Genomic DNA, 26,510 nt, shown 5'->3' on the forward strand with positions numbered 1-26,510 from the left:
CTATCCTGCCGCTTCCTCCGGGTGCAGCGCGACGGCGGTGCCCACGAGCCCGACGTGGCTGAACGCCTGGGGGAAGTTCCCCAGCAGCCGCCGCGCCACGGGGTCGTACTCCTCCGCGAGCAGTCCCACGTCGTTGCGCAGGGCGAGCAGCCGCTCGAAGAGCTCCCGGGCCTCGTCGGCGCGCCCGGTCAGCCACAGCGCGTCGGCCAGCCAGAAGGAGCAGACGAGAAACGTTCCCTCGCTGCCGGGGAGGCCGTCGACCGACCCCCCCTCGGTGCTGTAGCGGCGGACGTACCCCTCGTGCGTCAGCTCCTCGCGGACCGCGTCCACCGTCCCCAGCACCCGGGGATCGTCCGGCGGCAGGAACCCGACCACCGGGATCAGCAGGGTGGCCGCGTCCAGCTCCCGTGAACCGTACGACTGCGTGAACGTGTTGCGATCCGGGTCGAACCCCTTCGCGCACACCTCCGCGTGGATCTCGTCGCGCATCGTCCGCCACCGCACCACGTCCCCGCGCAGCGACGGATCCTCCTCGAGCGTGCGCACCGCCCGGTCGGCGGCGACCCAGGCCATCACCTTCGAGTGGACGAAGTGGCGCCTCGGCCCGCGTACCTCCCACAGGCCCTCGTCGGGCTCGCGCCAGGTCGACTCCAGGAAGCCAAGCAGGCTCAGCTGGAGGTTCCAGGCGTGCCGCTCGGGAGGGATGCCCGCCTCCCTCGCCCGGTACAGCGAGTCCATGACCTCCCCGTACACGTCGAGCTGGAACTGGTCGACGGCCGCGTTCCCGATCCGTACCGGCGCCGAGTCCGCGTAGCCGCGCAGCCACGGCACCGTCATCTCGGGCAGCCGCCGTTCGCCGGCCGGCCCGTACATGATCTGCAGATCGGCCGGATCGCCCGCCACCGCGCGCAGCAGCCAGTCACGCCACGCCGCCGCCTCCTCGACGTACCCCGCCGAGAGCAGCGCGGCGAGCGTGAGCGTCGAGTCGCGCAGCCAGCAGGAGCGGTAGTCCCAGTTCCGCACGCCGCCCAGCTCCTCCGGCAGCGAGGTGGTGGGGGCGGCGACGATGCCGCCCGTCGGCGCGTAGGTGAGCGCCTTCAGGGTGATCAGCGAGCGGAGCACCGCCTCGCGGTACGGACCCTCGTAGGTGCACCGCGCCGCCCACTCGCGCCAGTCGGCGAGCGAGTGCTCCAGGGCGTCGAAGGGGTCGACGAGGGCGGGACGCGGCTCGTGCGAGGGGTGCCAGGTCAGGACGAACGCCACCTTCTCGCCCTCGGCCACCGTGAACGACGAGCACGTGGAGTACTGCTGCCCCCACGTCTTCACCGGCGGCTCGCTGCGCAGCCAGACCGAGTCCGGCCCGGCGACGGCCACCCGGTGACCGTCGCTCCGCCGCACCCACGGCACGATCGAGCCGTAGTCGAACCGCAGCCGCAGCACCGAGCTCATCTCGACGCTGCCGCTGACGCCCTCCACGATCCGCATGACATCGGGCGCCTTGTCGCGCTGCGGCATGAAGTCGACGACCTTGACGGTGCCGGTGCGCGTCTCCCAGTACGTCTCCAGGACGAGGGAGTCCTCCGCGTACTTCCGGTGCGTGCACCGCGTGGCCCCCGCGGGCGCGATCCGCCAGTGACCGTTGTCCTCGTCGCCGAGCAGCGCCGCGAAACAGGCGGCCGAGTCGAAGCGCGGCAGACACAGCCAGTCGATCGACCCGTCACGGCCGACGAGCGCGGCGGTCTGCAGATCGCCGATGAGGGCGTAGTCGTCGATACGTTGCGTCACGCTCTGGCGTGTTCCCGAAAGCGACGACGGTCAATCAACGGGACGGGGCAGCGTGATGGGCGCTACACCGCGGCCGTGGCCGGTTCGGGGGTTCCCGAGGCGTCGTCGGTACGGGCGTCGTCGGTACGGGCGGCGGCTTCGCGGTCGCGCTTCTCGCGGCGCACCAGGACGACCCAGCCGACCGGCACGCCGGCCGCGAAGAGCCACCACTGCACGGCGTACGCCATGTGCGCGCCGATCGAGTCGTGGTCGGGCTCGGGGATCAGCTCCGGGGTCCCGCCGGCCGGCTCGGGCGCCGTCTGCTCCAGATAGCCGCCGAGCACCTCACGGCCGAGGAGCTGGGACTGCTGCTCGCTGTTGATCAGCATCACCTGACGGTCCGGCAGCCCCCGCAGGTCCTTGATGCCGCTGGCGCCGGTCGTCTCGTCGGCCTTGATGCGGCCCGTGACGGTCACCTCGCCCTTGGGAGCGGGCGGCACCTCCGGATACGCCTTCTGGTCGGGCGCGGCGGGGATCCAGCCGCGGTTGACCAGGACGACCCGGCCGTCCTTCAGGACGAGCGGGGTCAGGACGAGCACGCCGATCCGGTCGTCGGCGTTGGTCCGGCGGCGGACGACGACCTCGTGCGCGGTGTCGAAGACGCCGGTGGCGGTGACCGTGCGCCAGTAGTCGGCGCGCGGGACGGTGTGCCCGGGGGAGGTCAGCTCCTCGACCGGCGCGGGCTTCGCTCGGAGGTTGTCCGCGATCAGGGCGTTCTGGGCGACCCGGCGCTCGTGCCGGTGGAACTGCCAGAAGCCCAGCTCGATCATCGTGGGGATGAGCACGAGGGCGATCAGGGTGAGGATCACCCACTGCCGGGACAACAGGAAGCGGTACACCCCATGACCGTACAACTTGGGTCATGGGGTGCACGCAGGGGGGCTCCGGTCCGCGCCGCGGAACCGGGCTCAGACGTGGTCGACGATGCCCGCCTTTCCCTCCGCGCGGGCGCAGTGCCCGCCGCAGTACCAGCTGCCCTCGACCTCGACGCCCTGGCCGATGATCTGGACCCGACAGTGCTCGCAGATGGGCGCCATGCGGTGAATGGCGCAGGAGAAGCAGTCGAAGACGTGCACGGCGCCCTGCGCGTGCACCTCGAAGGACATGCCGTAATCGTTTCCGCAGACCTCACAACGTGCCATGCGCCACAGGGTGCTGCTCCGGGCGGGCGCGGGTCACGCGGCACGCCCGGTACGTCACCCGTCTGCCGGGGCCACGTCCCGCAGCAGCTGCGTGAAGGCCGCCTCGTCGACGACCGGTGTGCCGAAGGACTTCGCCTTCACGGTCTTGGACGTGGCGGCGTCGGGGTCGTTCGTGACCAGCAGGCTCGTCAGCCGGGAGACGCTCGTGGCGACATGGAGCCCGGCCTCGACCGCGCGGTCCTCCAGGAGCTCGCGGTCGATGGACGTGTCGCCGGAGAACGCCACCCGCATGCCCTGCTTGAGCGGTTTGTCCGCTTCGTAACGTCCCGGGTTCGGGTACGGGCACGCCGGCCGCTTCCGCGACGGACGCCAGCCGTTCGCCCGGTACGAAGCCTGCTGACCGATCCGGGGCGACGCCGGTGACGCCGGCGCCGACACCCACTCGGTCAGCGGCCGGCACTCCAGCAGCGGCAGCCGTACGTTCCGCTCCGCCGCCGCGTGCAGACTCGGCCGGAACGCCTCCGCGAGCACCCGCGCGTCGTCCAGCGCGTTGTGCGCCCGCCGCTGGACGACCCCGAAGTGCGCGGCGAGCGACTCCAGCTTGTGGTTGGGCAGCGGCAGCGACAGCTCCTTGGCGAGGGCGATGGTGCACAGCCGCTGCCGCACGGGCGCGGTGCGCTCGGCCCGCGCGTACTCGCGGGCGATCATCGACCAGTCGAAGAGCGCGTTGTGCGCGACCAGGACCCGGCCGTCGAGCCGGGCGGCGAACTCGGCGGCGATGTCCGGAAAGAGCGGCGCGCCCTCCAGCACGTCACTGGTCAGCCCGTGGATCCAGACCGGCCCGGGGTCCCGCTCCGGGTTGACCAGCGTGTACCAGTGGTCCTCGACGTTCCCCTGGGCGTCCAGCCGGTAGACGGCAGCCGACACTATCCGGTCGTCGCGGGCGAGTCCGGTGGTCTCCACGTCGACGACCGCGTACCCCTGTGGGTAGGCGGCCGGCCACGTCGCTGCTGTCGTACGGTCGTCGAGCATGGTCAAGGAGAATACGGGCACCCGCCGACAGCGCCGCCCCCCGGTGTCCCTTCGAGTGACCGGATTCGGTCAGGACGACGACGCATCCCTCGACTCCCTCGACGCATCCCCGGACGCTGCGCTGGATGCATCCCTCGACGTTGCCCGAGACGCGGCCCGCGGCGCCTCGGGCCGCGTTTCCCGGGAGGAGGGCCCCAACAGGCCGTCCACCAGCGCCCGTACGGAGGCGGTGAAGAGCCGGTCGCCGTCGACCGGGCGGGCCAGTGCGCGGGCGAGCGCCGGGTCGGGTGTGCTCTCGGCGTCCCACAGGGTCTCCTCGGCCGGGGACTGGACCGGAGCCCGCTCGCGGTTGCGTTCCACCAGGACATGGCCGACGACCAGGAACTGCACCGCCCGCACCACCTCGGCCGCCCGCGCGCCGCGCAGGCCGGCCGCGTGCACCTCCTGCGCCAGCGCGCGCTGGGCGGGCAGGAACATCCGTTCCGTCAGGCCCCGTTCGTGGACCATCGCCACCAGGTGCGGGCGGTCGCGCAGTTCGCGGCGGAGCGCGTGCGCCACCGAGACGATCCGCGCGGCCGGCGTGCGGCCGCGCGGGGCGATCGTGGCCAGATCGGCCACCGTCCGCTCGACGAGCGCGTCGAGAAGGGACTCGCGATTGCCCACGTGCCAGTAGATCGAGGTGACCGCGGTGCCGAGCTCGGCCGCGAGCCTGCGCATGGTGAGGGCGTCGGGGCCGTGCCGCTTCACCAGAGCCGCGGCGGTCTCCAGCACCTCTTCGCGGGTCAGCGCGGTACGAGCCATCGGCCCTCCCCTTCTTCCGTGCGGGCTTCTCCCGCGTGCTCGAGCGTGCGGGCCTTCTCCTGCGTGCACGGCTCTTTACCCTTCCCCCGCGCCGGTGTAACTGTGTTACAGGCCGACGATCCCTGAAGGGTGGTACGTCATGGCACGAGTACGGTACGGGGCGCGCACCGAGGCCGAGATCGCCGCGGCGCGCACGAAGAGCACCCGCCTTCCCGACATCTGGTCCACCGGAGTGGTCGCCGTGTGGGAGACCGATCCGGACGTGGTCGCGGCCGTCCTGCCGCCCCCGCTCAAACCCACCGAGCGGCCCCTCGTCCGGGCCACCGTCTCCCGGGTCGACCTCCCCGGCTATCCCCTCGGCGCCGGCTCGGTCGCCGTGGCCGCCGCCCACGGCGACCAGCGGGGCTGGTATCCGCTCGTCATGCCGATGACCCATGAGCGGGCCCTGGTCGGCGGGCGCGAGGTCTTCGGCGAACCCAAGAAGCTCGGAGAGGTCGTGGTCGAACGCGACGGACTCGTCGTCCACGCCTCGCTCGCCCGGCACGGCATCGCCTTCGTCGAGGTGCGCGGCGCGGTCTCCGGTCAGCTGCCCCTGCCCGAGCCCACCGAGAGGACCGACTTCTACTTCAAGTTCCTGCCGGCCGTGGACGGCTCGGGTGCGGGTGACGGCTCCAGCCCGGGGTCCGGCTTCGACGCCGACCCCGTCCTCGTGCACTGCGTCCGGCGCGAGAAGGTCCGCAAGCTGGAGCGGATCACGGGCGACGTGGTGCTGCGCGAGTCGATGTACGACCCCGTCGCCGACCTCCCCGTACGCCGGATCGTCGACATCACCCTCGGCGAGAAGACCACCGACCAGAAGGGCCGGGTCGTGGAACGGGTGAGCGCCCAGGCCCTCCTGCCGTACCTCCACCAGCGCTACGACGACCCGCTGCAAATCCACGACGGACCGCCCGAGGGGAGCCTGCGATGAAGCTGGAAGCCGGCCAGGTCGCCGTCGTCACCGGCGCCGCGAGCGGCATCGGGCTCGCGATGGCGCGCCGCTTCGCCGCCGAAGGGCTCGCGGTCGTCCTCGCCGACGTCGAGGAGGCCGCCCTCGCCAAGGCCGCCGAGGAACTCATGGCCGACGGGGCCCAGATCCTCGCCCGTACGGTCGACGTCGCCGATCCCGGATCCGTACGGTCCCTGGCGGACGCGACGTACGACACCTTCGGCGCCGTCCATGTGCTCTGCAACAACGCGGGCGTCGGCTCCGGAGCCGAGGGCCGCATGTGGGAGCACGAGCCCAACGACTGGAAGTGGGCGTTCGCCGTCAACGTCTGGGGCGTCTTCCACGGCGTCCAGGCCTTCGTCCCGCGCATGCTCGCGGCCGGCGAGCCCGGCCACGTCGTCAACACCTCCTCGGGCGACGGCGGAATCGCCCCGCTGCCCACCGCCTCGGTCTACGCCGTCACCAAGGCCGCGGTCGTGACCATGACCGAGTCGCTGTACGCCCACCTGAAGGCCGAGCACGCGCGCGTGGGCGCGTCCGTCCTCTTCCCCGGCCCGCACATGCTGCGCACCGGCCTGTGGGAGTCGCACCGCAACAGGCCGGAGCGGTACGCCAAGGAGCGGCCGCGCAGGACCCCGTACCGCAGCCTCGAACAGTGGGAGGCGGCGATGCGGGAGGCCGGGCACGAGGTCGCCTTCACCCCCGTGGAGGAGGTCGCCGAGCACGTCGTCGACGGCATCCGCGCCGACCGGTTCTGGATGCTCCCCGCGAGCGAGCACAGCGACCGGCAGATCAGAGCGCGTGCGCAGTCCATGCTCGACCGCGCCAACCCGTCGTACCTGGAGAACTTCATCCTCGACTGAAGGGCTCAGCCATGACCTATGAGGACCCGTATCTGATCATCTCCTCCGACTGCCACGCCGGCCTGCCCACCGAGCGCTACCGGCCCTATCTCGACAGCCGCTTCCACCGCGCCTTCGACGACTTCCTCGCCGGCCGTGACGCCCGCCGCGAGGAGATGACCCGGCTCGGGGTGCGCAACGAGGCCTTCGCGAACAAGTGGTTCAGCGACAACGAGGAAGGGCTGCGCGGCGGTTGGGACACCGCCCAGCGGCTCAAGGAACTCGACGGCGACGGGGTGGCCGCGGAGGTCGTCTTCCCGGACGCCGACGCCGTCGACAGCCGGACCGCCGCCCCCTTCGGCGTCGGTCTCGGCCTCTCCGGCGACCAGGACCCGGAGCTCGGCATGGCGGGCGCACAGGCGCACAACCGCTGGCTGGCCGAGTTCGTCGGGCAGCACCCCGAGCGGCACTGCGGGGTCGCGCTGCTGCCGATCACCGCGGAGCCGACGCGTGTCGTCGCCGAGATCCACCGCGCCAAGGAGTCCGGGCTCGGGGCGCTGATGATCCCCTCGATGTGGGTCGACAAGGCGCCCTACCACGACCGGCGCTACGACCCGGTGTGGGCGGCCGCCGCCGAGACCGGGATGCCGCTGGTCACCCACTCGGGAGCGGCGCCGCGCGAGGAGTACGGCGACCATCTCGGCATCTACGTCAGCGAGGTGACCTGGTGGCCGGCCAGGCCGCTGTGGTTCCTCCTCTGGTCCGGGGTCTTCGAGCGTCACCCGGGGCTGAGGTTCGGCGTGGCGGAGTCCGGCTGCTGGTGGCTGCCGAACCTGCTCTGGTTCATGGACCGGCTCTATCTGGGCGCCCACGGAGGCAAGAAGCTGTCCCCGTTCGCCGAGCTGAAGCGGCCGCCGAGCGAGTACCTGGACCGGCAGGTCTTCGTCTGCGCCACCAACACCAAGCGGCGCGAGCTGGCGCAGCGGTACGAGATCGGCGTGGACAACATCCTCTGGGGCTCCGACTTCCCGCACCCGGAGGGAACCTGGCCGAACACCCGGGCGTGGCTGCGCGACACCTTCCACGACATTCCGGTGGCGGAGACCCGCCGGATCCTGGGCCTGGCGGCGGCGGAGGTCTTCGGGTTCGACACGGGGAAGCTGGCGCCGGTCGCCCGCCGGATCGGCCCGACCCCGGCCGAGCTCGGCCAGTCGCCCGACCAGACGGCGGTGGAGGCCTCCTGGGCCCGCTCGCGGGAGGTCGGCCGCCACTGGCTGACCGAGCACGACTTCCCCGTCCTGGGAGTGAGCTGATGGACCGTTACACCGTCATCTCCGCGGACTGCCACGCCGGCGCGGACCTCCTCGACTACAAGCCGTACCTGGAGCAGAGGTACCACGACGACTTCGACGCCTGGGCGGCCGGCTATGTGAACCCGTACGAGGATCTGCTCGCCGACACCGCCGACCGCAACTGGAACTCCGGGCGCCGGCTGCGCGAGCTGGAGGCGGACGGGATCGTCGCCGAGGTCGTCTTCCCGAACACCATCCCGCCCTTCTTCCCCTCCGCCTCGCTGATGGCCCCACCGCCCACCCGCGAGGAGTTCGAGCGCAGATGGGCGGGGCTGCGGGCGCACAACCGCTGGCTGGCCGACTTCTGCGCCGAGGCGCCGGGCCGCAGGGCGGGCGTGGCGCAGATCCTCCTCAACGACGTCGACGAGGCGGTACGGGAGATCCGCCGGGCGAAGGAGGCGGGTCTCACCGGCGGGATCCTGCTGCCGGGCGCCCCGCCGGGCAGCGGCGTCCCCGAGCTCTACTCGCGGGTCTACGACCCGATCTGGGCGGTCTGCGCGGAGCTGGCGGTCCCGGTCAACCACCACGGCGGCTCGGCGTCGCCGCCGCTCGGCGACGAGCCCGCCGCGCGGGCGGTGTTCATGGTGGAGACGACCTGGTTCTCGCACCGGGCGCTGTGGCACCTGGTGTTCGGGGGCGCCTTCCGCCGCCACCCGGATCTGCGGCTCGTCCTGACGGAGCAGGGCTCGGGCTGGATCCCCGGGGTCATGGAGATGCTGGACTACTACCACGCCCGGCTGGTGGCCGCGGCCTCGCGGGCCGCCACCGCCGAGTCCAAGTTCGGCGCGGGCCTGGCCGAGTCCATGGGCAAGGGGCCCAGCGAGGTGTGGCGCGACAACTGCTTCGTCGGCGCGAGCTTCATGCGCCCGCACGAGGTGCCGCTGCGGGACCGGATCGGCCTCGACAAGATCATGTGGGGGAGCGACTACCCACACGACGAGGGCACCACGCCGTACTCCCGCGAAGGCCTCCGGATCGCCTACGCGGGGCTGCCGAGGGAGGAGGTCGCGGCGATGGTGGGCGGCAACGCGGCCCGCGTGTACGGCTTCGACCTGACCTTCCTGGACACCCTCGCGGCCGTCCACGGACCGGCCGTCGAGGAGATCGCCGAACCTCTGAAGGAGGTCCCGCCGGACGCGACCAGCCCCGCCTTCGCGCCGGGCGGGTCGGTCCGTGTCTGGTGACGGCACGGGTGAGACCCTCCCGGGGTGACTGACGCACCCCTCGACGACTCGGGCCACGACGCCGGCCTCGGCACCCGTCTCAACTGGCTCCGGGCCGCCGTGCTCGGAGCCAACGACGGAGTCGTCTCCACCGCAGGCCTCGTGGTGGGCGTCGCCGGCGCGACCGAGTCGAAGTCCACGCTCCTGACGGCGGGCCTGGCCGGCCTGCTCGCCGGCTCGATGTCGATGGCGGCGGGGGAGTACGTCTCGGTCTCCACCCAACGCGACTCCGAGAAGGCGGCCCTGGCGGAGGAGAAGCGCGAACTGCGGGAACAGCCGGAGGCCGAACTCGACGAGCTGACCGAGCTCTTGTCCTCCCGCGGCCTCACCCGTGACGTCGCCCGCGAGGCCGCCGAACAGCTCACCGAACGCGACGCGCTGCGCGCCCACGCGCGCGTGGAGCTGGGCATCGACCCCGACGAGCTCACCAACCCCTGGCACGCGGCCGCCGCCAGCTTCCTCGCCTTCACGGCCGGCGCCCTGCTCCCCCTCCTCGCGATCGTCCTGCCCCCCGCCTCGACCCGCCTCTGGATCACCGTCCTCTCCGTCCTGGCCGTCCTCGCCCTCACCGGCTGGTGGAGCGCCCGCCTGGGCGCGGCTCCGGCGCCCCGCGCCATGCTGCGCAACGTGGGGGGAGGGGCGCTGGCGATGGGGGTGACGTACGCGGCGGGGTCGCTGCTGGGGGCGGCGGGGGTGTGAGGAACCGCCTGCCTTGTCGGAAGGTGCCAAAGCTTGCTGACAAGGCGTCTCGCATACTTGTTGGTAACAACGTCTAGCCGCACCCCGACGCCCCCCTCTACCGTCATCGGCATGCCGAACCTGCCCGATGTCGTGCTGTGGTCCATACCCGCGTTCGTGCTGCTCACCGTGGTGGAGATGGTCAGCTACCGACTCCATCCCGACGAGGACGCCGCCGGATACGAGACCAAGGACGCCGCCACCAGCCTCGGCATGGGGATCGGCAGCCTCGTCTTCGACTTCCTCTGGAAGATCCCGATCGTCGCGATCTACACCGCCGTCTACGAGCTGACGCCGCTGCGCGTCCCCGTCCTGTGGTGGACGATCCCGCTGATGCTGCTCGCCCAGGACTTCTTCTACTACTGGCAGCACCGCGGACACCACGTCATCCGCATCCTGTGGGCCTGCCACGTCGTCCACCACAGCAGCCGCAAGTTCAACCTCACCACCGCCCTGCGCCAGCCCTGGACGAGCCTGACCTCCTGGCCCTTCTACCTGCCGATGATCGCCCTCGGCGTGCACCCGGCCGCCATCGCCTTCTGCTACTCCGTCAATCTCGTCTACCAGTTCTGGATCCACACCGAGCGCATCGGCAAGCTCCCCCGGCCCTTCGAGTACGTCCTCAACACGCCCTCCCACCACCGCGTCCACCACGCCTCCCAGGGCGGCTACCTGGACCGGAACTTCGGGGGCATCCTGATCATCTGGGACCGGATGTTCGGCTCCTGGGTGGGGGAGACCGACAAGCCCGTCTTCGGGCTCACCAAGAACATCGAGACCTACAACCCGCTGCGCGTCGCCACCCACGAGTACGCCGCCATCGCCCGCGACGTGCGCGCGGCGACCAGCTGGCGGGAGCGGGCCGGGCGGGTCTTCCGCGGGCCCGGCTGGCAGCCGGGGCCGCCCCCGGCTTCGGCTCCGGCTTCGGCTTCGGCTTCGAAGGGCACCACTCCGGAGCCCGCCGCGTGAGAAACCCCGCCTTTTCCCCCGCTTTCCCTCCCGCGCCTTCCTCCGCCCTCACCCCCCTCTCCCGCGCGCTCCTCGCCGCCTTCCTCCTCGCCGTCGCCGCCGACCTCGTCTCCCTCCTCGCCGGCGCCGACCTCGGCCACCGCATCGCCAAGCCGCTGCTCATGCCGCTGCTCGCCGCGTACGCCGCCACCCGGGGCGCCCCGAAGCCCCTCCTCGCGGCCCTCCTCCTCGGCTGGGGCGGGGACGTCTTCCTGCTCGTCGACGCCGACTGGGCCTTCCTCGTCGGCATGGGCTCCTTCGCCGCCGGACACGTCTGCTACCTGGCGCTGTTCGGGCGCGGGAGTACGCCGGTGCTCCTCGGCCTCGGATACGGCGCGGCGCTCGTGACCACCGTCGCCCTCCTCTGGCCCGACCTCCCCGCCGAGCTGCGCGTCCCCGTCGCCGGGTACTCGCTCCTGCTCACCGCCATGGCCTACAGGTCGAGCGCCCTGGGCCCGGCGGCCGCCGCCGGCGGGGCGCTCTTCCTGCTCTCCGACACCCTCATCGCGACCGGTGTCGCCGACTGGCCCCAGCTCCCCGTCCCCGACTTCTGGATCATGCTGACCTACCTCGCCGCCCAGTACCTGCTCACCACAGGGGTGCTGCAGGCGGAGTACGGTGAACGTCGTACGACCGACTGACAGCGAGGACCGTCCGCCATGCGCGCCACCACCATCCACGCCCCCTTCGACCTCCGCGTGGAGGAGGTGCCCGACCCGGTGATCAAGGACTCCACGGATGTCGTCCTGCGGGTCCTGCGCGCCTGCGTCTGCGGCAGCGACCTGTGGGCCTACCGGGGCGAGTCCGCCCGGCAGCCGGGACAGCGCATCGGCCACGAGTTCCTCGGCATCGTCGAGGAAGCGGGCCCCGACGTCACCGGCTTCGCCCCCGGCGACCTCGTCGTCGCCCCCTTCGTCTGGTCCGACGGCACCTGCGACTACTGCGCCGAGGGCCTGCACACCTCCTGCCCGCGGGGCGGCTTCTGGGGCTCCGTCGGCTCCGACGGCGGCCAGGGCGAGGCCGTCCGCGTCCCCTTCGCCGACGGCACGCTCGTCAAGCTCCCGGCCGACGCGGCCTCCGACGACCACCTGCTGACCGCGCTCCTCGCGCTCTCCGACGTCCTGGGCACCGGCCACCACGCCGCCCTCGGCGCCGGGGTCCGCAAGGGCTCCACCGTCGCGGTCGTCGGCGACGGCGCCGTCGGCCTGTGCGGTGTCCTCGCCGCCAAGCGCCTGGGCGCCGACCGGATCATCGCGCTCGGCCGTCACACCGCCCGTACCGACATCGCCCGCGCCTTCGGCGCCACCGATGTCGTCGCCGAGCGCGGCGAGGCCGCCGAGGCGGCCGTCCGGGAGCTGACCGGCGGTCAGGGCGCCCACGCCGTCATCGAGGCCGTCGGCACCGAGCAGTCGATGCGGACCGCCGTCGCCATCACCCGCGACGGCGGCTCCATCGGCTACGTCGGCGTCCCGCACGGCAGCGGTACCGGCGTCGACCTCTCCGTCATGTTCGACCGGAACATCGCGCTCCGCGGCGGTGTGGCGCCGGTCCGCGCGTACATCCCCGAACTGCTCCCCGACGTCCTCGACGGGACGATCGACCCGTCCCCGGTCTTCGACCTGACCGTCGGACTCGACGGCGTCCCCGGTGGCTACCAGGCGATGGACGAGCGCACCGCGCTCAAGGTGCTCGTCAAGCCGTGACCCACGCGGGGTCGTCCCCGCCCTGGATCCCCGGCGGGCGCGACCAGTCCGTCGGGCCGCCCTCGTACGTCACCGGCGACAGCGCGTGTCGCAGCCGTCCCAGCGGGCTGTCGGTCTCGGTCAGGTACGTCTCCGGCTCATAGCGGGGGAGCGCGTGGGTCAGGAAGTGGCCCGTCTGCGCGAGCGCCAGGCGTACGAGACGGGTGCCGCCGGCCCCGTCGACGGACTGCTCGGTCAGGGACCTGAGCACCGCTGCCGCCAGCAGATAGCCCGAGCCGTGGTCCAGGGCCTGGGCCGGCAGCGCCCCCGGCTGCTCCGCCGAGCCCTCGGTCACCGCGATCCCCGTGGCCACCTGCACCAGGCTGTCGAAGCCCCGCCGCCCGCCCCACGGGCCGTAGTCGCCCCAGGCCGACAGGTGGGCGATCACCAGGCCGGGCCGGTGGAGGCCGAAGCGGTCCAGGGCGCCGGGACGGTAGCCGGTGACCAGGACGTCGGCGGAGTCGAGGAGTTCGTCGAACGTCCGGCGGCCGGACCGGCTCTCCAGGTCCAGCGCGGCCGTCCGCTTCCCGAAGTCCGTGTCCGCGTGCTGGTCGGGCAGCTCGGGATTGCCCGGCGGATCGATCCGCAGCACGTCCGCGCCGAGCAGGGCGAGCGTGCGGGTGGCGACCGGCCCGGCGATGACCCGGGTCAGGTCCAGCACCCGCAGCGGCCCCGAACCCCCCGGCCCAGAACCCCCCGGCCCGGAACGCCGCCTCGGCGGGGCCTCGTCGAGCCGCTCCCTGGTGAGCACCGGCCGCGCCGCCACCTCCCGGCCCTGCTCGTGGGCGGCCCACTCCTCCGGCGTCCGCAGGGCGACCGCCAGACCTCCGGCCGCGTACACCGCCGTCTCGACCTCGACGGCCGTCCGCCCGGCGACGGCCTCCTGGACGGCCTCCACCGACTCCCCGCGCACACCAAGCGCCGCAAGCAGCGCCGCCCGGTGGTGCGGATAGTTGGCGTGCGTACGGATCCAGCCGTCGGAGGCGCGCCAGAAGCGCGACAGCGGCGCGAAGTTCACCGGGGCCCGCCCGTCCACCCGGAGGTGACGCTCACTCACGAACGCCGTGGCCACCGCCCCGTCGTCCACCCGTACCCGCGCCGAGAGCCCCGCCCGTTCCACCGCGGCGAGACCCGCGACCGCTACCGTGGCCCGGGCCAGGTCCATCACCGGCAGCCGGGCGGGCAGCAGCCCCGAAGGCCCGCCGTACGACACCCGGTCGAGCAGGGCGGGATCGCCGCCCAGAGCCGACCACAGCAACTCCGTACCCGTACGCACTGTGTTGTCCATGGGCGCATGATGGCACCGCGTGCCAAGCGCGAGGGCCCTGGCGTGGCGCACCACACCAGGGCCCCTGAAGAGACCTGCCCGAGCGTTACCTACGGACGGCGTCGAGAGCGTCGACGAGACCCGCGCCGTAGAAGCCGTTCTTGTTCACGCCGCCCTCGCAGACCGCGTCGACGGTGCCGTTGCCGTCGATGTCGTACGGGTTCGTGCAGGCGCGGTCGTCGGCCTGCGCGTACAGCAGCGCCTTGAGCGCCGCCGGGCTCGCGTACGGGTGGGTGGACTTCAGCAGCGCGAGGACGCCCGCCGCGTGCGGCGCGGCCATCGACGTACCGGCCTTGTAGTTGTAGCCGCCCTTGACCGTGGTCGACAGGATGCGACCGTTGACCGCCGGGGCGGCCGGGGTCTGGTACTCCGTACGGTCGCCACCGGGCGCCGCGATGTCCACGACCCCCAGGCCGTAGTTGGAGTACGAGGCCTTCAGGTCCTTCGCGCCCGTGGCGGAGACCGTGACCACGCCCGGCAGCATCGCCGGGTAGTCCAGGCACTCCCGCGGGTCGATGACCCGGGTCACCGGCGTGGTGTCGTTCGGGCTGGTGACGTCCGTGATCTCGTCCGCCGCCAGGTCCATCTTCGAGTTGCCGGCCGCCGCGACGTTGACCGTGCCCTTGCGCTCCGCGTAGCGGGACGCGCGGGTGACGGCCTCGATCAGGGCCTTCTGGTCGGCGTCGTTCTTGCACGCGAACAGCCACGGGTCGGTGTAGTAGCTGTTGTTCGTGATGTCGACGCCGTGCTCGGCCGCCCACACGAAGCCGCAGACCACGGCCTCGGTGTAGAAGAAGCCGTCCGGGGTGGAGACCTTGATGCCCGAGACCTTCACGCCCGGCGCGACACCGGTGACGCCGATGCCGTTCTTGGCGGCGGCGATCGTACCGGCGACATGCGTACCGTGGTCGCTCTCGCCCGGGTTGGGGCGCCACGAGCCCGGCGTCGTGTCCGGCGCGCCGGTGACGCAGTTGGCCGAGGCCGCGGCGTCGAAGTTCGGCGCCAGGTCCGGGTGGGTGTCGTCGACACCCGTGTCGATGACGCCGACCGTCACCTTGCTGCTGCCGAGCGTCTTCTGGTGGGCCTTGTCCGCCTTGATGGCCGGGAGGTCCCACTGCAGCGGCTCCAACGGGTCCTGCCCGTCGGTGGCGCCGGCCGCGGCGGCCGTGGCCTCGGCCGCGGTGAGCGCCTGGCCGCCCTCGCCGACGGAGGTGTCGGTCTGGACGGAGAGCGGCGCGGTACGCGTCGAACCGGCCGACACGACGCCCCGGGCCTGACGGATCGTCTTCGCGAACTCCGGGTTCTGCGAGTGGACGACGATCACGCCTATCTGGTCATAGGAGATGACCACGGTGCCGCCGGCGGCGGCTATCGCCTTCTTCACCGACGCGGCCGTCCAGCGGCCACCCTCGATGTTCACGACGTACGACAGCTTGGGACCGTCGGTCGAGACGGCGGCCGTCGCCGGGGCGTCGCTCAGTTCCGCGGCGGATGCGCCGGTCGGAAGGAAGCCGAGCGAGGCCGTGAGCGCGAGACCGGCAGGCAGAGCGAGTACTCGGCCGCGTCTCGATCCCAGATGAGCCATGGGTTCTCCACATCATCCGTATGTACTGCCCGAACGCCGGTTGCGCGCGGGCAGGTGCATGACGAGTGAAGCTATCGCTGATCATCCCGGCCCTTCAATGAGTTGAGACGACTTGATACAGAACCGGAGGAAGATCCAGGGAAGATCCGAAGAAGATCCGGGGGAAGAAAAAATCCGGGGTGAACCGCGTCGCCCCGCCCTCCGTGCCGTTGTGCAGGGGAGGAGCTCCCTTCGGAGCCCCGCACCCCACCCCCCAGCGAGGCCCCTTTGTCCATGCCCACCGCACCCGCGTCGCGAGGAGATTCCGTGGCTACCGATGCACCGCCGCCGCCCAGAAGCGGAACGGAGACCGAACCCGGTCCCGTCCAGCCCACGACCGAGGCCTTCGTCGAGGTGCAGGAGAGTGCGGAATTCGGCGAACTGCGCCGCACGTACCGCTCCTTCGCCTTCCCCCTGACGATCGCCTTCATCGCCTGGTACCTGCTGTACGTGCTGCTCTCCAACTACGCGGGCGGCTTCATGGGGACCAGGCTCTTCGGCAACATCAACGTGGCGCTCGTCCTCGGCCTCGGCCAGTTCGCCACCACCTTCCTCATCGCCTGGCTCTACTCGCGGCACGCGGCCGACCGCCTCGACCCGAAGGCGGAGGCCATCAAGGCCCGGATGGAGGCCGACGCGTGAACAGCTTCTTCGAGACCGTGTCGCTGGCGGCGGACAACGCGACCAGCGAGCACCGCCCGCTGATCATCACCCTCTTCGGCGCCTTCGTCGTCGCCACCCTCTTCATCACCGTCTGGGCCGGCCGCCAGACCAAGAGCGCCGCCGACTTCTACGCCGGCGGCCGCCAGTTCACCGGCTTCCAGAACGGCCTCGCCATCTCCGGCGACTACATGTCCGCCGCGTCCTTCCTCGGCATCGCCGGCGCCATCGCCCTCTTCGGCTACGACGGCTTCCTCTACTCGATCGGCTTCCTGGTCGCCTGGCTGGTCGCCCTGCTCCTGGTCGCCGAGCCGCTGCGCAACTCCGGCCGCTTCACCATGGGCGACGTCCTCGCCTACCGGATGCGCCAGCGCCCGGTCCGTACCGCCGCCGGCACCTCCACCATCGTCGTGTCGATCTTCTACCTGCTCGCGCAGATGGCCGGCGCGGGCGTGCTCGTCTCGCTGCTCCTCGGCATCACCAGCGACGGCGGCAAGGTCGCCATCGTCGCGCTGGTCGGCGTCCTGATGATCGTGTACGTCACCATCGGCGGCATGAAGGGCACCACCTGGGTGCAGATGGTCAAGGCCGTCCTGCTCATCGCGGGCACGCTCCTGATCACCTTCCTCATCCTGCTGAAGTTCAACTTCAACCTCTCCGACCTGCTGGGCGCGGCGGCCACCAACAGCGGCAAGGGCTCGGCGTTCCTCGAGCCCGGGCTCAAGTACGGGGCCACCGGCATCTCGAAGCTGGACTTCATCTCGCTCGGCATCGCGCTCGTCCTCGGCACCGCGGGGCTGCCGCACATCCTGATCCGCTTCTACACGGTGCCGACCGCCAAGGCCGCCCGTAAGTCGGTCAACTGGGCCATCGGCATCATCGGCGCCTTCTACCTGATGACGATCGTGCTGGGCTTCGGCGCCGCCGCCCTGCTCAAGAACAGCGACATCATCGCCTCCAACAAGGCGGGCAACACGGCCGCGCCCCTGGCGGCCCTGGAGATCGGCGGCGGCGCGGGCTCGACCGGCGGAGCGATCCTGCTCGCGGTCATCTCGGCCGTCGCCTTCGCCACCATCCTCGCCGTGGTCGCCGGGCTGACCCTGGCCTCGTCCTCCTCCTTCGCGCACGACATCTACGCGAACGTCATCCGGCGCGGAAAGGCCACGGAGAAGGAGGAGGTGCGCGCCGCCCGCTGGGCGACCGTCCTCATCGGCGTCGTCTCGATCGCGCTCGGCGCGCTCGCCCGCGATCTGAACGTCGCCGGCCTGGTCGCCCTCGCCTTCGCGGTCGCGGCCTCCGCCAACCTGCCGACGATCCTCTACAGCCTCTTCTGGAAGCGGTTCACCACCCAGGGCGCGCTCTGGTCGATCTACGGCGGTCTGATCTCCTCGGTCGTGCTGGTGCTGTTCTCGCCGGTGGTCTCCGGCAAGCCGACCTCGATGTTCAAGAACGTGGACTTCTACTGGTTCCCCCTGGAGAACCCGGGCCTCGTCTCCATCCCGCTGGGCTTCCTGCTCGGCTGGCTCGGCTCGCTCCTCTCCAAGGAGGAGCCGGACAAGGGCAAGTACGCGGAACTCGAGGTCAAGTCCTTGACCGGTGTCGGAGCGCACTGAACCGTATACGGTAGGCGATCACCGCCCGGCCGCGTCGTAGAGTTCTACGACGCGGCCGTGCCGGTCCTCGTGACAATCGTCCATGCTCGTTGTCGGTGCCTTCACGTAGGCTCGGAGCATACGGATTCCGGTAGACAGGGAGGGGGCCCACAGTGCTCATCGACACCTACGGCCGTGTGGCCACTGACCTGCGTGTCTCACTCACCGACCGGTGCAATCTGCGCTGCACGTACTGCATGCCCGAAGAGGGGCTGCAGTGGCTGGCCAAGCCCGATCTGCTGACCGACGACGAGATCGTCCGGCTGATACGGATCGCGGTCACCGACCTCGGTGTCACGGAAGTCCGCTTCACCGGCGGCGAGCCCCTGCTCCGCCCCGGCCTGGTCGGCATCGTCGAGCGCTGCGCCGCCCTGGAGCCCCGCCCCAGGATGTCCCTGACCACCAACGGCATCGGGCTCAAGCGCACGGCGGCCGCCCTGAAGGCCGCCGGCCTGGACCGGGTCAACGTCTCGCTCGACACCCTGCGGCCCGAGGTCTTCAAGACCCTCACGCGCCGCGACCGCCACCACGACGTCCTCGACGGCATGGCCGCCGCCCGCGAGGCCGGCCTCACCCCGGTCAAGGTCAACGCGGTCCTGATGCCCGGGCTCAACGACGACGAGGCCCCCGACCTGCTTGCCTGGGCGGTGGAGAACGACTACGAACTGCGCTTCATCGAGCAGATGCCGCTCGACGCCCAGCACGGCTGGAAGCGCGACGGCATGATCACCGCCGGGGACATCCTCGAGTCGCTGCGCACCCGCTTCACCCTGACCCCCGAGGGCGCCGACGAGCGCGGCTCGGCCCCCGCCGAGCGCTGGGTCGTCGACGGCGGACCGCACACCGTCGGTGTCATCGCCTCCGTCACCCGCCCCTTCTGCCGGGCCTGCGACCGGACCCGCCTCACCGCGGACGGCCAGGTGCGCACCTGCCTGTTCGCCACCGAGGAGACCGACCTGCGGGCCGCGCTGCGCGCGGCGGAGCCGGGCGAGGCGTCCGACGCGGAGATCGCCCGGATCTGGAAGCTGGCGATGTGGGGGAAGAAGGCCGGTTCCGGCCTGGACGACCCGAGCTTCCTCCAGCCGGAGCGCCCGATGTCAGCGATCGGCGGCTGAGCCGGCCGAGCCGGCCGCGTCCCACTCCGCGAGCGGGACGACGTCCTTGAGGAACCCTCGTACACCGAGGAACTGCGAGAGATGCTCGCGGTGCTCCTCGCAGGCGAGCCACGTCTTGCGACGCTCCGGCGTGTGCAGCTTGGGGTTGTTCCACGCCAGGACCCACACCGCGTCGGCGCGGCAGCCCTTGGCTGAACAGATCGGGGTTTCGTCGCTCACCGGATTGATCACGGTTCATTGTCCAACAAAGGGCGACGCCGAGCAGCCACGGGGGGAGCTGCCCGGCGTCGGTCCGTCGCTCCGACGGGGGATGCGGAGCGCGTAGGAAGTATGTCACGGCCCATGGGGTGTGGTGCACCGGAACTTCATGATTGATCTGAGCTTTTCTTGAGCTTTTCGAGCCCTTGGATGATCAACTCTGTCCGGACGGGCGTTCCGTGCTGGCTTCCGCGAAGCTCTCACCGGCATCCAGTGCCGGATGCTCCTGCGGTGCGACGTACGTGGAGGGCAGCGACGGCGCCTTCTCCCGCCCCGCGTTCGCGATCACCACGGAGATGTACGGGAGCACGCCACCGAGCACCAGCGCCACGATCGCCACATGGCGCTCGACGTTCCACAGGACGGCGGCCGCGATCACGGCCAGCGTCCGTATCGACATCGAGATCACATACCGCCGCTGCCGGCCGCGCACGTCGTCGGCGAGGCTCTGGCGCGCCTCGGTGATCCGGAAAACCTCGGTTTCGCCATGCTTCCGCATCACATTCCACCACCCGGCAGCCACGCCGGACTTTCCCCGGTCCGGACCTTCTTCCACGGTACGCCCGCCGTCCGACGGCGACGAGACCGGGTCACGTATGGCGCTGTCCGACATGCGCCGCGTCGCGGGCGGCCCGAGACTGGGGCCACATGCGCAGATTGCGCCGCATGAGGAGGCGATCATGAGTTGGTTGTGGGCGATCATCGTGGGTTTGGTACTCGGCCTGATCGCCAAGGCGATCCTGCCGGGGAAGCAGCAGATCCCCCTGTGGCTGACGACCGTTTTCGGAATTCTCGGCAGCGTGCTCGGCAACGCCGTCGCGACCTGGATCGGCGTCAACGAGACCAAGGGCATCGACTGGACACGGCACCTGCTCCAACTCATCGGCGCCGTCGCCGTGGTGGGCGTCGGCGACATGCTGTGGGCCTCGATCAGAGGAAACAGACAGCGCGCCTGAGCCCGGCACGGGCCGACAGGACGCAAGGCGGAGGCCCGGTACACGCTCCACGCGCGCACCGGGCCTCCGCCTTCGTCCTGCCGATGGCCCCGGGCCCCCGGGCGTCAGCCCTCGGCGCCGACCTCGATCGCCGCCAGGTTCTTCTTGCCCCGGCGCAGCACCAGCCAGCGGCCGTGCAGCAGCTCGTCCGCCGACACCTCGGCGTCCTCGGCGGTGACCTTCACGTTGTTCACGTACGCCCCGCCCTCCTTCACCGTGCGGCGCGCCGCCGACTTGCTCGGCGCCAGACCGACCTCGGTGAAGAGGTCCACGACCTGCCCGAGCTCCGCCACGCGCGCGTGCGGCAGCTCGGAGAGCGCGGCCGCCAGCGTCGCCTCGTCCAGCTCGGCCAGGTCGCCCTGCCCGAACAGCGCCTTCGAGGCGTTGATGACGGCGGCGCACTGCTCGGCGCCGTGCACCAGCGTCGTCAGCTCCTCGGCGAGCGCCCGCTGAGCCGTACGGGCCTGCGGCCGCTCGGCCGTGACCTGCTCCAGCTCCTCGAGCTCCGCGACGGACTTGAAGGACAGGATCCGCATGTACTTCGAGATGTCCCGGTCGTCCACGTTCAGCCAGAACTGGTAGAACGCGTACGGCGTGGTCATCTCCGGGTCCAGCCAGACGGCCCCGCCCTCGGTCTTGCCGAACTTGGTCCCGTCCGCCTTCGTCATCAGCGGCGTCGCCAGCGCGTGCACGACCGCGTCCGGCTCCAGGCGGTGGATCAGGTCCAGGCCGGCCGTGAGGTTGCCCCACTGGTCGCTGCCGCCCTGCTGCAGCACACAGCCGTAGCGGCGGTACAGCTCCAGGAAGTCCATGCCCTGCAGCAGCTGGTAGCTGAACTCGGTGTAGCTGATGCCCTGCTCGGACTCCAGCCGCCGGGCCACCGAGTCCTTGGTCAGCATCTTGTTGACCCGGAAGTGCTTGCCGATGTCCCGGAGGAACTCGATCGCCGTCATCCCGGCGGTCCAGTCCAGGTTGTTCACCATGATCGCCGCGTTCTCCCCCTCGAAGGAGAGGAACGGCTCGATCTGGCCACGCAGCCGGTTCACCCAGTTCGCGACCGTCTCCGGGTCGTTCAGGGTGCGCTCGGCGGTCGGCCGCGGGTCACCGATCTGACCGGTGGCCCCGCCGACCAGCGCCAGCGGCCGGTGACCGGCCTGCTGGAGCCGGCGGACGGTGAGCACCTGGACCAGGTGACCGACGTGAAGACTGGCCGCGGTCGGGTCGAAACCGCAATAGAACGTGACGGGACCGTCCGCGAGAGCCTTGCGCAAGGCGTCCTCGTCGGTGGACTGGGCGAAGAGCCCGCGCCACTTCAGCTCGTCGACGATGTCCGTCACGATTTTCGGTCTCCTTGATTGATGGTCGTCACGCCGTACTCAGTCTAGGCGGGTCATACGCCCTTGCTGACCGAGCTCATGTTGAAGTCCGGCACCCGCAGCGCCGGCATCGCCGCCCTGGTGAACCAGTCGCTCCACTCACGCGGCAGCGTCTTCTCCGTCCGACCCGCCTCCGAGGCACGCGACAGCAGGTCCACCGGCGACTCGTTGAACCGGAAGTTGTTCACCTCGCCGACCACCTCGCCCTTCTCGACGAGGTAGACGCCGTCCCGGGTCAGCCCCGTCAGCAGCAGCGTCGCCGGATCGACCTCGCGGATGTACCAGAGGCAGGTCAGCAGCAGGCCGCGCTCCGTGGAGGCCACCATCTCCTCCAGCGAGCGCTCCCCGCCGCCGTCGAGGATCAGGTTCCCGGCTCCCGGCGCCAACGGCAAGCGAGTAAGCGCCGCCGTGTGCCGGGTGGTGATCAGGTGCTCCAGCCGGCCCTCCCGTACCCAGTCCGTCCTCGACAACGGCAGACCGTTGTCGAAGACGGAGGAGTCGTCGCTCGAGGAGTGCGCGATGACGAACGGCGCCGACTCCAGACCCGGCTCGTTCGGGTCGCTGCGCAGCGTCAGCGGCAGCGGGGAGAGGGTCTCGCCGAGACGGGTCCCGCCGCCCGGCTTGGAGAAGACCGTGCGGCCCTCCACCGCGTCCCGGGCCATGGAGGACCACAGCTGGTAGATCAGCAGGTCGGCCACGGCGGTGGGCGGCAGCAGCGTCTCGTACCGCCCGGCCGGCAGCTCGATCCTGCGCTCCGCCCAGCGCAGCCGCTGCGCCAGGTCCGCGTCGAGCGCGGCCGGGTCGACGTCCTTGAAGTCCCGGGTGGAGCGCCCGGCCCAGGCGGAGCGGGAGCGGTCGGGGGACTTGGCGTTCAGCTCCAGGGTGCCGTTGGGCTGGTCGTGCCGGAGCCGCAGGCCCGTCGAGGTGCCGAGGTAGGTCGAGGTCAGCTGGTGGTGGGCGAAGCCGTACAGCTCACGGCCGCCGGCGCGGGCGCGGGCGAAGGCCTCGCCGAGCGCCGGGGCGAAGTCGGTGAAGACGGCGGAGCTGGTCTCGGCCGGCGCGTCCCGGAAGTCGGGGGAGGGGTCGATCCCCTCGACCAGCGGCTGGGCGTCCTCGGCGGGACCCGCGGCCCGGGCGGCCGCCTCCGCGGCGCGTACCAGCGGCTCCAGGTCGTCGGCGGTGACGGCGGAGCGCGAGACGACCCCGGAGGCCGTGCCCTCGGAGCCGTCGACGGTCGCGATGACGGTGAGGGTCCTGCCGCGGGTCACGCCGTTGGTGGTCAGCGCGTTGCCGGCCCAGCGCAGATTGGCGGAGGACTCCTCGTCGGCGATGACGACACACCCGTCCGCGCGGGACAGCTCCAGGGCCCGCTCGACGATCTCGTACGGCTTGCTGACGCGGCTCATCGACCGGCCTCCTGCGTGGTGTTCAGAATGTTGACGCCGCGGAACAGGGCGGAGGGGCAGCCGTGGGAGACCGCCGCGACCTGGCCGGGCTGGGCCTTGCCGCAGTTGAACGCGCCGCCGAGGACGTAGGTCTGCGGGCCGCCGACCTTCTCCATCGACCCCCAGAACTCGGTCGTCGTCGCCTGGTACGCGACGTCCCGCAGCTGACCGGCCAGCCTGCCGTTCTCGATGCGGAAGAAGCGCTGCCCGGTGAACTGGAAGTTGTAGCGCTGCATGTCGATCGACCACGACCGGTCGCCGACCACGTAGATGCCGCGCTCCACACCCCCGATCAGATCCTCCGTGGACAGACCGCCCGGATCCGGCTGGAGGGAGACGTTCGCCATCCGCTGCACCGGCACGTGCGAGGGGGAGTCCGCGTACGCGCACCCGTTGGACCGCCCCAGACCCGTGAGCTTCGCGATCCGCCGGTCCAGCTGGTAGCCGACGAGCGTGCCGTCCTTCACCAGGTCCCAGCTCTGCGCCTCGACGCCCTCGTCGTCGTACCCGATCGTCGCGAGCCCGTGCTCGGCGGTGCGGTCACCCGTCACGTTCATGATCGACGAGCCGTACGCCAACTTCCCCAGCTGGTCGAAGGTGGCGAACGAGGTCCCGGCGTAGGCCGCCTCGTAACCGAGCGCCCGGTCCAGCTCGGTGGCGTGGCCGATCGACTCGTGGATCGTCAGCCAGAGGTTCGACGGATCGACGACCAGGTCGTACGTCCCCGCCTCCACGCTCGGCGCCCGCATCTTCTCGGCGAGCAGCTCCGGGATCCGCTCCAGCTCCGCGTCCCAGTCCCAGCCGGTGCCGGTGAGGTACTCCCAGCCCCGGCCGACCGGCGGTGCGATCGTCCGCATCGAGTCGAACTCGCCGGTCGTCCCGTCGACGGCGACCGCGGTGAGCTGCGGGTGGAGCCGGACACGCTGCTGGGTGGTGACGGTGCCCGCCGTGTCCGCGTAGAACTTGTTCTCATGGACCGTCAGCAGCGACGCGTCCACATGCGCCACCCCCTCCGCCCGCAGCAGCCGAGCGCTCCACTCCGCGAGCAGCCCGGTCTTCTCGGCGTCGGGAATGTCGAAGGGATCGATCTCGTACGAGGAGATCCAGGTCTTGTCCGCGTGCACCGGTTCCTCGGCGAGCTCCACCCTCTCGTGGGACCCCGCCGCCGCGATCACCTTCGCGGACAGCTTCGCCATGGCGACGGCCTGCGAGGCGACCCGCGCGGCCCCGTCCATGGTCAGGTCGACCCCGGAGGCGAACCCCCAGGCCCCGCCGTGCACCACCCGCACCGCGTACCCGAGGTCCGTGAGGTCCGAGGACCCCGATGGCTTGGCGTCCCGCAGCCGCCAGGAGGCGGCGCGCACCCGCTCCAGGCGGAAGTCGGCATGGTCGGAGCCGAGGGCACGCGCGCGTGCGAGCGCCGCGTCGGCGAGCGCCCGCAGCGGCAGCGCCGTGAAGGCCGCGTCGATGGAATGAGGCACGAATGTCTCCTGTCGTCTGAGACCGGTCGACCCCGATCATGTCGCGCTTTGGGTCGCGACGCCCACGTCTTTCTGTAGGGACCCGACAGTGGCATGCGGATGCCACTGTCAGGGCCCGATTCCTCGGGGAAGGGTCCGGACCGATAGGTTTTCGGTAACCACACCGCTATCGAAAGGGTGATCCGTTGAGCCGCTCGGTTCTCGTCACCGGAGGAAACCGGGGCATCGGCCTCGCGATCGCCCGCGCGTTCGCCGAGGCCGGCGACAAGGTTGCCGTCACCTACCGCTCCGGCGAGCCGCCGGCCGTCCTGACCGAGTTGGGCTGCCTCGCCGTCAGGTGCGACATCACCGACTCCGAGCAGGTGGAGCAGGCGTACAAGGAGATCGAGGAGAAGCACGGCCCGGTGGAGGTGCTGGTCGCCAACGCCGGTGTCACCAAGGACCAGCTCCTCATGCGGATGTCCGAGGAGGACTTCACCTCCGTCCTCGACACCAACCTCACCGGCACCTTCCGGGTCGTCAAGCGTGCCAACCGCGGCATGCTGCGCGCCAAGAAGGGCCGCGTCGTCCTGATCTCCTCGGTGGTCGGACTCCTCGGCTCGGCGGGGCAGGCCAACTACGCCGCCTCCAAGGCCGGCCTGGTCGGCTTCGCCCGTTCCCTGGCCCGCGAGCTCGGCTCGCGCAACATCACGTTCAATGTCGTCGCGCCCGGATTTGTCGACACCGACATGACCAAGGTGCTCACCGAGGAGCAGCGCTCGGGCATCGTGTCCCAGGTGCCGCTCGGCCGCTACGCGCAGCCCGAGGAGATCGCCGCCGCGGTGAAGTTCCTCGCCTCGGACGACGCTTCGTACATCACTGGAGCCGTCATCCCGGTTGACGGCGGATTGGGCATGGGGCACTGAGACCATGACGAACACTGGCGGAATCCTCGAGGGCAAGCGCATCCTCATCACCGGTGTGCTGATGGAGTCCTCCATCGCCTTCCACGCCGCGAAGCTGGCCCAGGAGCAGGGCGCGGAGATCATCCTCACCGCCTGGCCGCGGCCGACGCTGACCGAGCGCATCGCCAAGAAGCTGCCGCAGCCCGACAAGGTCAAGGTCCTGGAGCTCGACGTCTCCAACGACGAGCACCTCGCGCGCCTGGAGGGCCAGGTCCGCGAGCACCTGGGCGACCGCCTGGACGGCGTCGTCCACTCCATCGGCTTCGCGCCGCAGGACGCGCTCGGCGGCAACTTCCTGAACACGCCGTTCGAGTCGGTCGCCACGGCCATGCACGTCTCGGCCTTCTCGCTGAAGTCCCTGACCATGGCCGTGCTGCCGCTGATGAGCGAGGGCGGCTCGGTCGTCGGCCTCACCTTCGACGCGCAGTTCGCCTGGCCGCAGTACGACTGGATGGGCCCGACCAAGGCCGCCCTGGAGGCCACCAGCCGCTACATGGCCCGTGACCTCGGCAAGCAGAACATCCGCTGCAACCTGGTCTCGGCCGGCCCGCTCGGCTCGATGGCTGCCAAGTCCATCCCGGGCTTCGGCGAGCTGGCGAGCGTCTGGGACAGCCGTTCCCCGCTGGAGTGGGACCTGTCCGACCCGGAGCCGGCGGGCCGCGCCATCGTGGCGCTGCTCTCCGACTGGTTCCCGAAGACGACCGGCGAGATCATCCACGTCGACGGCGGACTGCACGCGATCGGCGCCTGAGCAGGCTTTTCGGCGTACGACGTACGGCGTACGAAGGCCGGGAGCCCGTCCCCACGGGGGCGGCCTCCCGGCCTTCGCCGTGCGCGGGCCTCCTCCGACTCCTCGGACCTCTTCTCGCTTCCTCCCGAGTCGAAAAGTCCGGCGAACCACCCCAGACTGGATCGGAGCGTGACATTCCAGCTACTGGCGG

General features: G+C 71.2%; 26 protein-coding genes. 14 read left to right on the forward strand and 12 right to left on the reverse strand.

Annotation, left to right across the window (positions count from 1 at the left end; translation table 11 throughout):
* The 5 genes from ACF06X_RS05755 to ACF06X_RS05775 all read right to left on the reverse strand — a co-directional run bounded on the left by ACF06X_RS05755 (position 1) and on the right by ACF06X_RS05775 (position 4,799).
* Positions 1-1,785, reverse strand: a complete 1,785-nt coding sequence (locus tag ACF06X_RS05755) for a glycoside hydrolase family 15 protein (RefSeq protein WP_392285873.1) — start codon at positions 1,783-1,785, stop codon at positions 1-3.
* 62 nt (positions 1,786-1,847) lie between these two features.
* Positions 1,848-2,663 (reverse strand): SURF1 family protein, encoded by an 816-nt coding sequence (locus tag ACF06X_RS05760; protein WP_392285874.1) that lies wholly within the window; start codon positions 2,661-2,663, stop codon positions 1,848-1,850.
* A 69-nt stretch (positions 2,664-2,732) separates the two neighbouring features.
* Positions 2,733-2,966 carry a hypothetical protein gene (locus ACF06X_RS05765; RefSeq protein ID WP_158986043.1) on the reverse strand — a complete coding sequence of 78 codons (234 nt, stop codon included), beginning with the start codon at positions 2,964-2,966 and terminating at the stop codon, positions 2,733-2,735.
* Positions 2,967-3,020: 54 nt separating this feature from the next.
* Positions 3,021-4,004, reverse strand: a complete 984-nt coding sequence (locus tag ACF06X_RS05770) for a DEDDh family exonuclease (RefSeq protein WP_392285875.1) — start codon at positions 4,002-4,004, stop codon at positions 3,021-3,023.
* A 63-nt stretch (positions 4,005-4,067) separates the two neighbouring features.
* On the reverse strand, positions 4,068-4,799 hold the full coding sequence (locus ACF06X_RS05775; protein WP_392285876.1) for a TetR/AcrR family transcriptional regulator: 732 nt from the start codon (positions 4,797-4,799) through the stop codon (positions 4,068-4,070).
* 139 nt (positions 4,800-4,938) lie between these two features.
* Between ACF06X_RS05775 and ACF06X_RS05780 the strand changes: the two genes are divergently transcribed.
* The 8 genes from ACF06X_RS05780 (at position 4,939) to ACF06X_RS05815 (ending at position 12,653) form a co-directional block, all read left to right on the forward strand.
* Positions 4,939-5,769 (forward strand): acetoacetate decarboxylase family protein, encoded by an 831-nt coding sequence (locus ACF06X_RS05780; protein ID WP_392285877.1) that lies wholly within the window; start codon positions 4,939-4,941, stop codon positions 5,767-5,769.
* A complete protein-coding gene (locus tag ACF06X_RS05785) occupies positions 5,766-6,650 on the forward strand; it encodes an SDR family NAD(P)-dependent oxidoreductase (protein ID WP_392285878.1) in 885 nt (294 codons plus the stop codon). The genes ACF06X_RS05780 and ACF06X_RS05785 overlap by 4 nt, the downstream gene beginning before the upstream one ends.
* Before the next feature lie 11 nt (positions 6,651-6,661).
* Positions 6,662-7,942 (forward strand): amidohydrolase family protein, encoded by a 1,281-nt coding sequence (locus ACF06X_RS05790; RefSeq protein ID WP_392285879.1) that lies wholly within the window; start codon positions 6,662-6,664, stop codon positions 7,940-7,942.
* Positions 7,942-9,165 carry an amidohydrolase family protein gene (locus tag ACF06X_RS05795; protein WP_392285880.1) on the forward strand — a complete coding sequence of 408 codons (1,224 nt, stop codon included), beginning with the start codon at positions 7,942-7,944 and terminating at the stop codon, positions 9,163-9,165. The genes ACF06X_RS05790 and ACF06X_RS05795 overlap by 1 nt, the downstream gene beginning before the upstream one ends.
* Positions 9,166-9,189: 24 nt before the next feature.
* Positions 9,190-9,903, forward strand: a complete 714-nt coding sequence (locus ACF06X_RS05800) for a VIT family protein (protein ID WP_392285881.1) — start codon at positions 9,190-9,192, stop codon at positions 9,901-9,903.
* Between the two features lie 111 nt (positions 9,904-10,014).
* Positions 10,015-10,911 carry a sterol desaturase family protein gene (locus tag ACF06X_RS05805; protein ID WP_392285882.1) on the forward strand — a complete coding sequence of 299 codons (897 nt, stop codon included), beginning with the start codon at positions 10,015-10,017 and terminating at the stop codon, positions 10,909-10,911.
* Positions 10,908-11,591, forward strand: a complete 684-nt coding sequence (locus ACF06X_RS05810; protein ID WP_392285883.1) for a lysoplasmalogenase — start codon at positions 10,908-10,910, stop codon at positions 11,589-11,591. The genes ACF06X_RS05805 and ACF06X_RS05810 overlap by 4 nt, the downstream gene beginning before the upstream one ends.
* Positions 11,592-11,609: 18 nt before the next feature.
* Positions 11,610-12,653 (forward strand): zinc-dependent alcohol dehydrogenase family protein, encoded by a 1,044-nt coding sequence (locus tag ACF06X_RS05815; protein ID WP_392285884.1) that lies wholly within the window; start codon positions 11,610-11,612, stop codon positions 12,651-12,653.
* On the opposite strand, the gene ACF06X_RS05820 is transcribed toward ACF06X_RS05815, so the two are convergent.
* Entirely contained in the window at positions 12,643-13,980 is a 1,338-nt protein-coding gene (locus tag ACF06X_RS05820; protein ID WP_392285885.1) for a CoA transferase, read from the reverse strand. The genes ACF06X_RS05815 and ACF06X_RS05820 overlap by 11 nt on opposite strands.
* Positions 13,981-14,065: 85 nt before the next feature.
* Positions 14,066-15,604 (reverse strand): S8 family serine peptidase, encoded by a 1,539-nt coding sequence (locus ACF06X_RS05825; RefSeq protein WP_392285886.1) that lies wholly within the window; start codon positions 15,602-15,604, stop codon positions 14,066-14,068.
* A 306-nt stretch (positions 15,605-15,910) separates the two neighbouring features.
* On the opposite strand from ACF06X_RS05825, the gene ACF06X_RS05830 reads away from it, so the two are divergent.
* From ACF06X_RS05830 to moaA, 3 genes are all read left to right on the forward strand, one after another.
* Entirely contained in the window at positions 15,911-16,285 is a 375-nt protein-coding gene (locus ACF06X_RS05830; RefSeq protein ID WP_392285887.1) for a DUF485 domain-containing protein, read from the forward strand.
* Complete coding sequence (locus ACF06X_RS05835; protein ID WP_392285888.1) at positions 16,282-17,916, forward strand: cation acetate symporter; 1,635 nt, start codon at positions 16,282-16,284, stop codon at positions 17,914-17,916. Before ACF06X_RS05830 ends, ACF06X_RS05835 begins: the two co-directional genes overlap by 4 nt.
* A 152-nt stretch (positions 17,917-18,068) precedes the next feature.
* Positions 18,069-19,070, forward strand: a complete 1,002-nt coding sequence (gene moaA, locus ACF06X_RS05840; RefSeq protein WP_392285889.1) for a GTP 3',8-cyclase MoaA — start codon at positions 18,069-18,071, stop codon at positions 19,068-19,070.
* Here the strand turns inward: moaA and ACF06X_RS05845 are convergent.
* Complete coding sequence (locus ACF06X_RS05845; protein WP_392285890.1) at positions 19,053-19,289, reverse strand: hypothetical protein; 237 nt, start codon at positions 19,287-19,289, stop codon at positions 19,053-19,055. The genes moaA and ACF06X_RS05845 overlap by 18 nt on opposite strands.
* A 193-nt stretch (positions 19,290-19,482) precedes the next feature.
* Positions 19,483-20,031: a DUF3099 domain-containing protein gene (locus ACF06X_RS05850; protein ID WP_392285891.1), complete on the reverse strand. Its 549-nt coding sequence runs from the start codon at positions 20,029-20,031 to the stop codon at positions 19,483-19,485.
* Here ACF06X_RS05850 and ACF06X_RS05855 point away from each other — a divergent pair.
* A complete protein-coding gene (locus ACF06X_RS05855) occupies positions 20,009-20,284 on the forward strand; it encodes a GlsB/YeaQ/YmgE family stress response membrane protein (protein WP_392285892.1) in 276 nt (91 codons plus the stop codon). The two genes, ACF06X_RS05850 and ACF06X_RS05855, sit on opposite strands and share 23 nt — an antisense overlap.
* Before the next feature lie 104 nt (positions 20,285-20,388).
* On the opposite strand, the gene tyrS is transcribed toward ACF06X_RS05855, so the two are convergent.
* Genes tyrS through ACF06X_RS05870 form a run of 3 tightly spaced genes read right to left on the reverse strand, consistent with a single transcriptional unit; the run spans position 20,389 to position 24,625 of the window.
* The gene (gene tyrS / locus ACF06X_RS05860; RefSeq protein WP_392285893.1) at positions 20,389-21,660 is read right to left on the reverse strand and encodes a tyrosine--tRNA ligase; all 1,272 of its coding nucleotides are present in this window, start codon (positions 21,658-21,660) and stop codon (positions 20,389-20,391) included.
* 53 nt (positions 21,661-21,713) lie between these two features.
* Complete coding sequence (locus ACF06X_RS05865; protein WP_392285894.1) at positions 21,714-23,105, reverse strand: metallopeptidase TldD-related protein; 1,392 nt, start codon at positions 23,103-23,105, stop codon at positions 21,714-21,716.
* A complete protein-coding gene (locus ACF06X_RS05870; protein WP_392285895.1) occupies positions 23,102-24,625 on the reverse strand; it encodes a TldD/PmbA family protein in 1,524 nt (507 codons plus the stop codon). The genes ACF06X_RS05865 and ACF06X_RS05870 overlap by 4 nt, the downstream gene beginning before the upstream one ends.
* 185 nt (positions 24,626-24,810) lie before the next feature.
* Between ACF06X_RS05870 and fabG the strand changes: the two genes are divergently transcribed.
* Both fabG and fabI read left to right on the forward strand, forming a co-directional pair.
* On the forward strand, positions 24,811-25,530 hold the full coding sequence (gene fabG, locus ACF06X_RS05875; protein WP_392285896.1) for a 3-oxoacyl-[acyl-carrier-protein] reductase: 720 nt from the start codon (positions 24,811-24,813) through the stop codon (positions 25,528-25,530).
* Between the two features lie 4 nt (positions 25,531-25,534).
* Positions 25,535-26,320, forward strand: a complete 786-nt coding sequence (gene fabI / locus ACF06X_RS05880; protein ID WP_392285897.1) for an enoyl-ACP reductase FabI — start codon at positions 25,535-25,537, stop codon at positions 26,318-26,320.
* Positions 26,321-26,510 lie beyond the last annotated feature (190 nt).

The organism is Streptomyces sp. NPDC015346, assembly GCF_043078785.1.
In the GTDB taxonomy this organism is placed as follows: Bacteria; Actinomycetota; Actinomycetes; order Streptomycetales; family Streptomycetaceae; genus Streptomyces.

Bases quoted from the DNA above. Each gene is read 5' to 3' on its own strand.
- ACF06X_RS05815 (WP_392285884.1), top strand. From the start codon at position 11,610: ATGCGCGCCACCACCATCCACGCCCCCTTCGACCTCCGCGTGGAGGAG.
- ACF06X_RS05775 (WP_392285876.1), bottom strand. From the start codon at position 4,799: ATGGCTCGTACCGCGCTGACCCGCGAAGAGGTGCTGGAGACCGCCGCG.
- ACF06X_RS05785 (WP_392285878.1), top strand. From the start codon at position 5,766: ATGAAGCTGGAAGCCGGCCAGGTCGCCGTCGTCACCGGCGCCGCGAGC.
- ACF06X_RS05765 (WP_158986043.1), bottom strand. From the start codon at position 2,966: ATGGCACGTTGTGAGGTCTGCGGAAACGATTACGGCATGTCCTTCGAG.
- ACF06X_RS05825 (WP_392285886.1), bottom strand. From the start codon at position 15,604: ATGGCTCATCTGGGATCGAGACGCGGCCGAGTACTCGCTCTGCCTGCC.
- fabI (WP_392285897.1), top strand. From the start codon at position 25,535: ATGACGAACACTGGCGGAATCCTCGAGGGCAAGCGCATCCTCATCACC.
- ACF06X_RS05805 (WP_392285882.1), top strand. From the start codon at position 10,015: ATGCCGAACCTGCCCGATGTCGTGCTGTGGTCCATACCCGCGTTCGTG.
- ACF06X_RS05780 (WP_392285877.1), top strand. From the start codon at position 4,939: ATGGCACGAGTACGGTACGGGGCGCGCACCGAGGCCGAGATCGCCGCG.
- ACF06X_RS05820 (WP_392285885.1), bottom strand. From the start codon at position 13,980: ATGGACAACACAGTGCGTACGGGTACGGAGTTGCTGTGGTCGGCTCTG.
- ACF06X_RS05865 (WP_392285894.1), bottom strand. From the start codon at position 23,105: ATGAGCCGCGTCAGCAAGCCGTACGAGATCGTCGAGCGGGCCCTGGAG.
- ACF06X_RS05855 (WP_392285892.1), top strand. From the start codon at position 20,009: ATGAGTTGGTTGTGGGCGATCATCGTGGGTTTGGTACTCGGCCTGATC.
- ACF06X_RS05850 (WP_392285891.1), bottom strand. From the start codon at position 20,031: ATGATCGCCCACAACCAACTCATGATCGCCTCCTCATGCGGCGCAATC.
- ACF06X_RS05795 (WP_392285880.1), top strand. From the start codon at position 7,942: ATGGACCGTTACACCGTCATCTCCGCGGACTGCCACGCCGGCGCGGAC.
- ACF06X_RS05790 (WP_392285879.1), top strand. From the start codon at position 6,662: ATGACCTATGAGGACCCGTATCTGATCATCTCCTCCGACTGCCACGCC.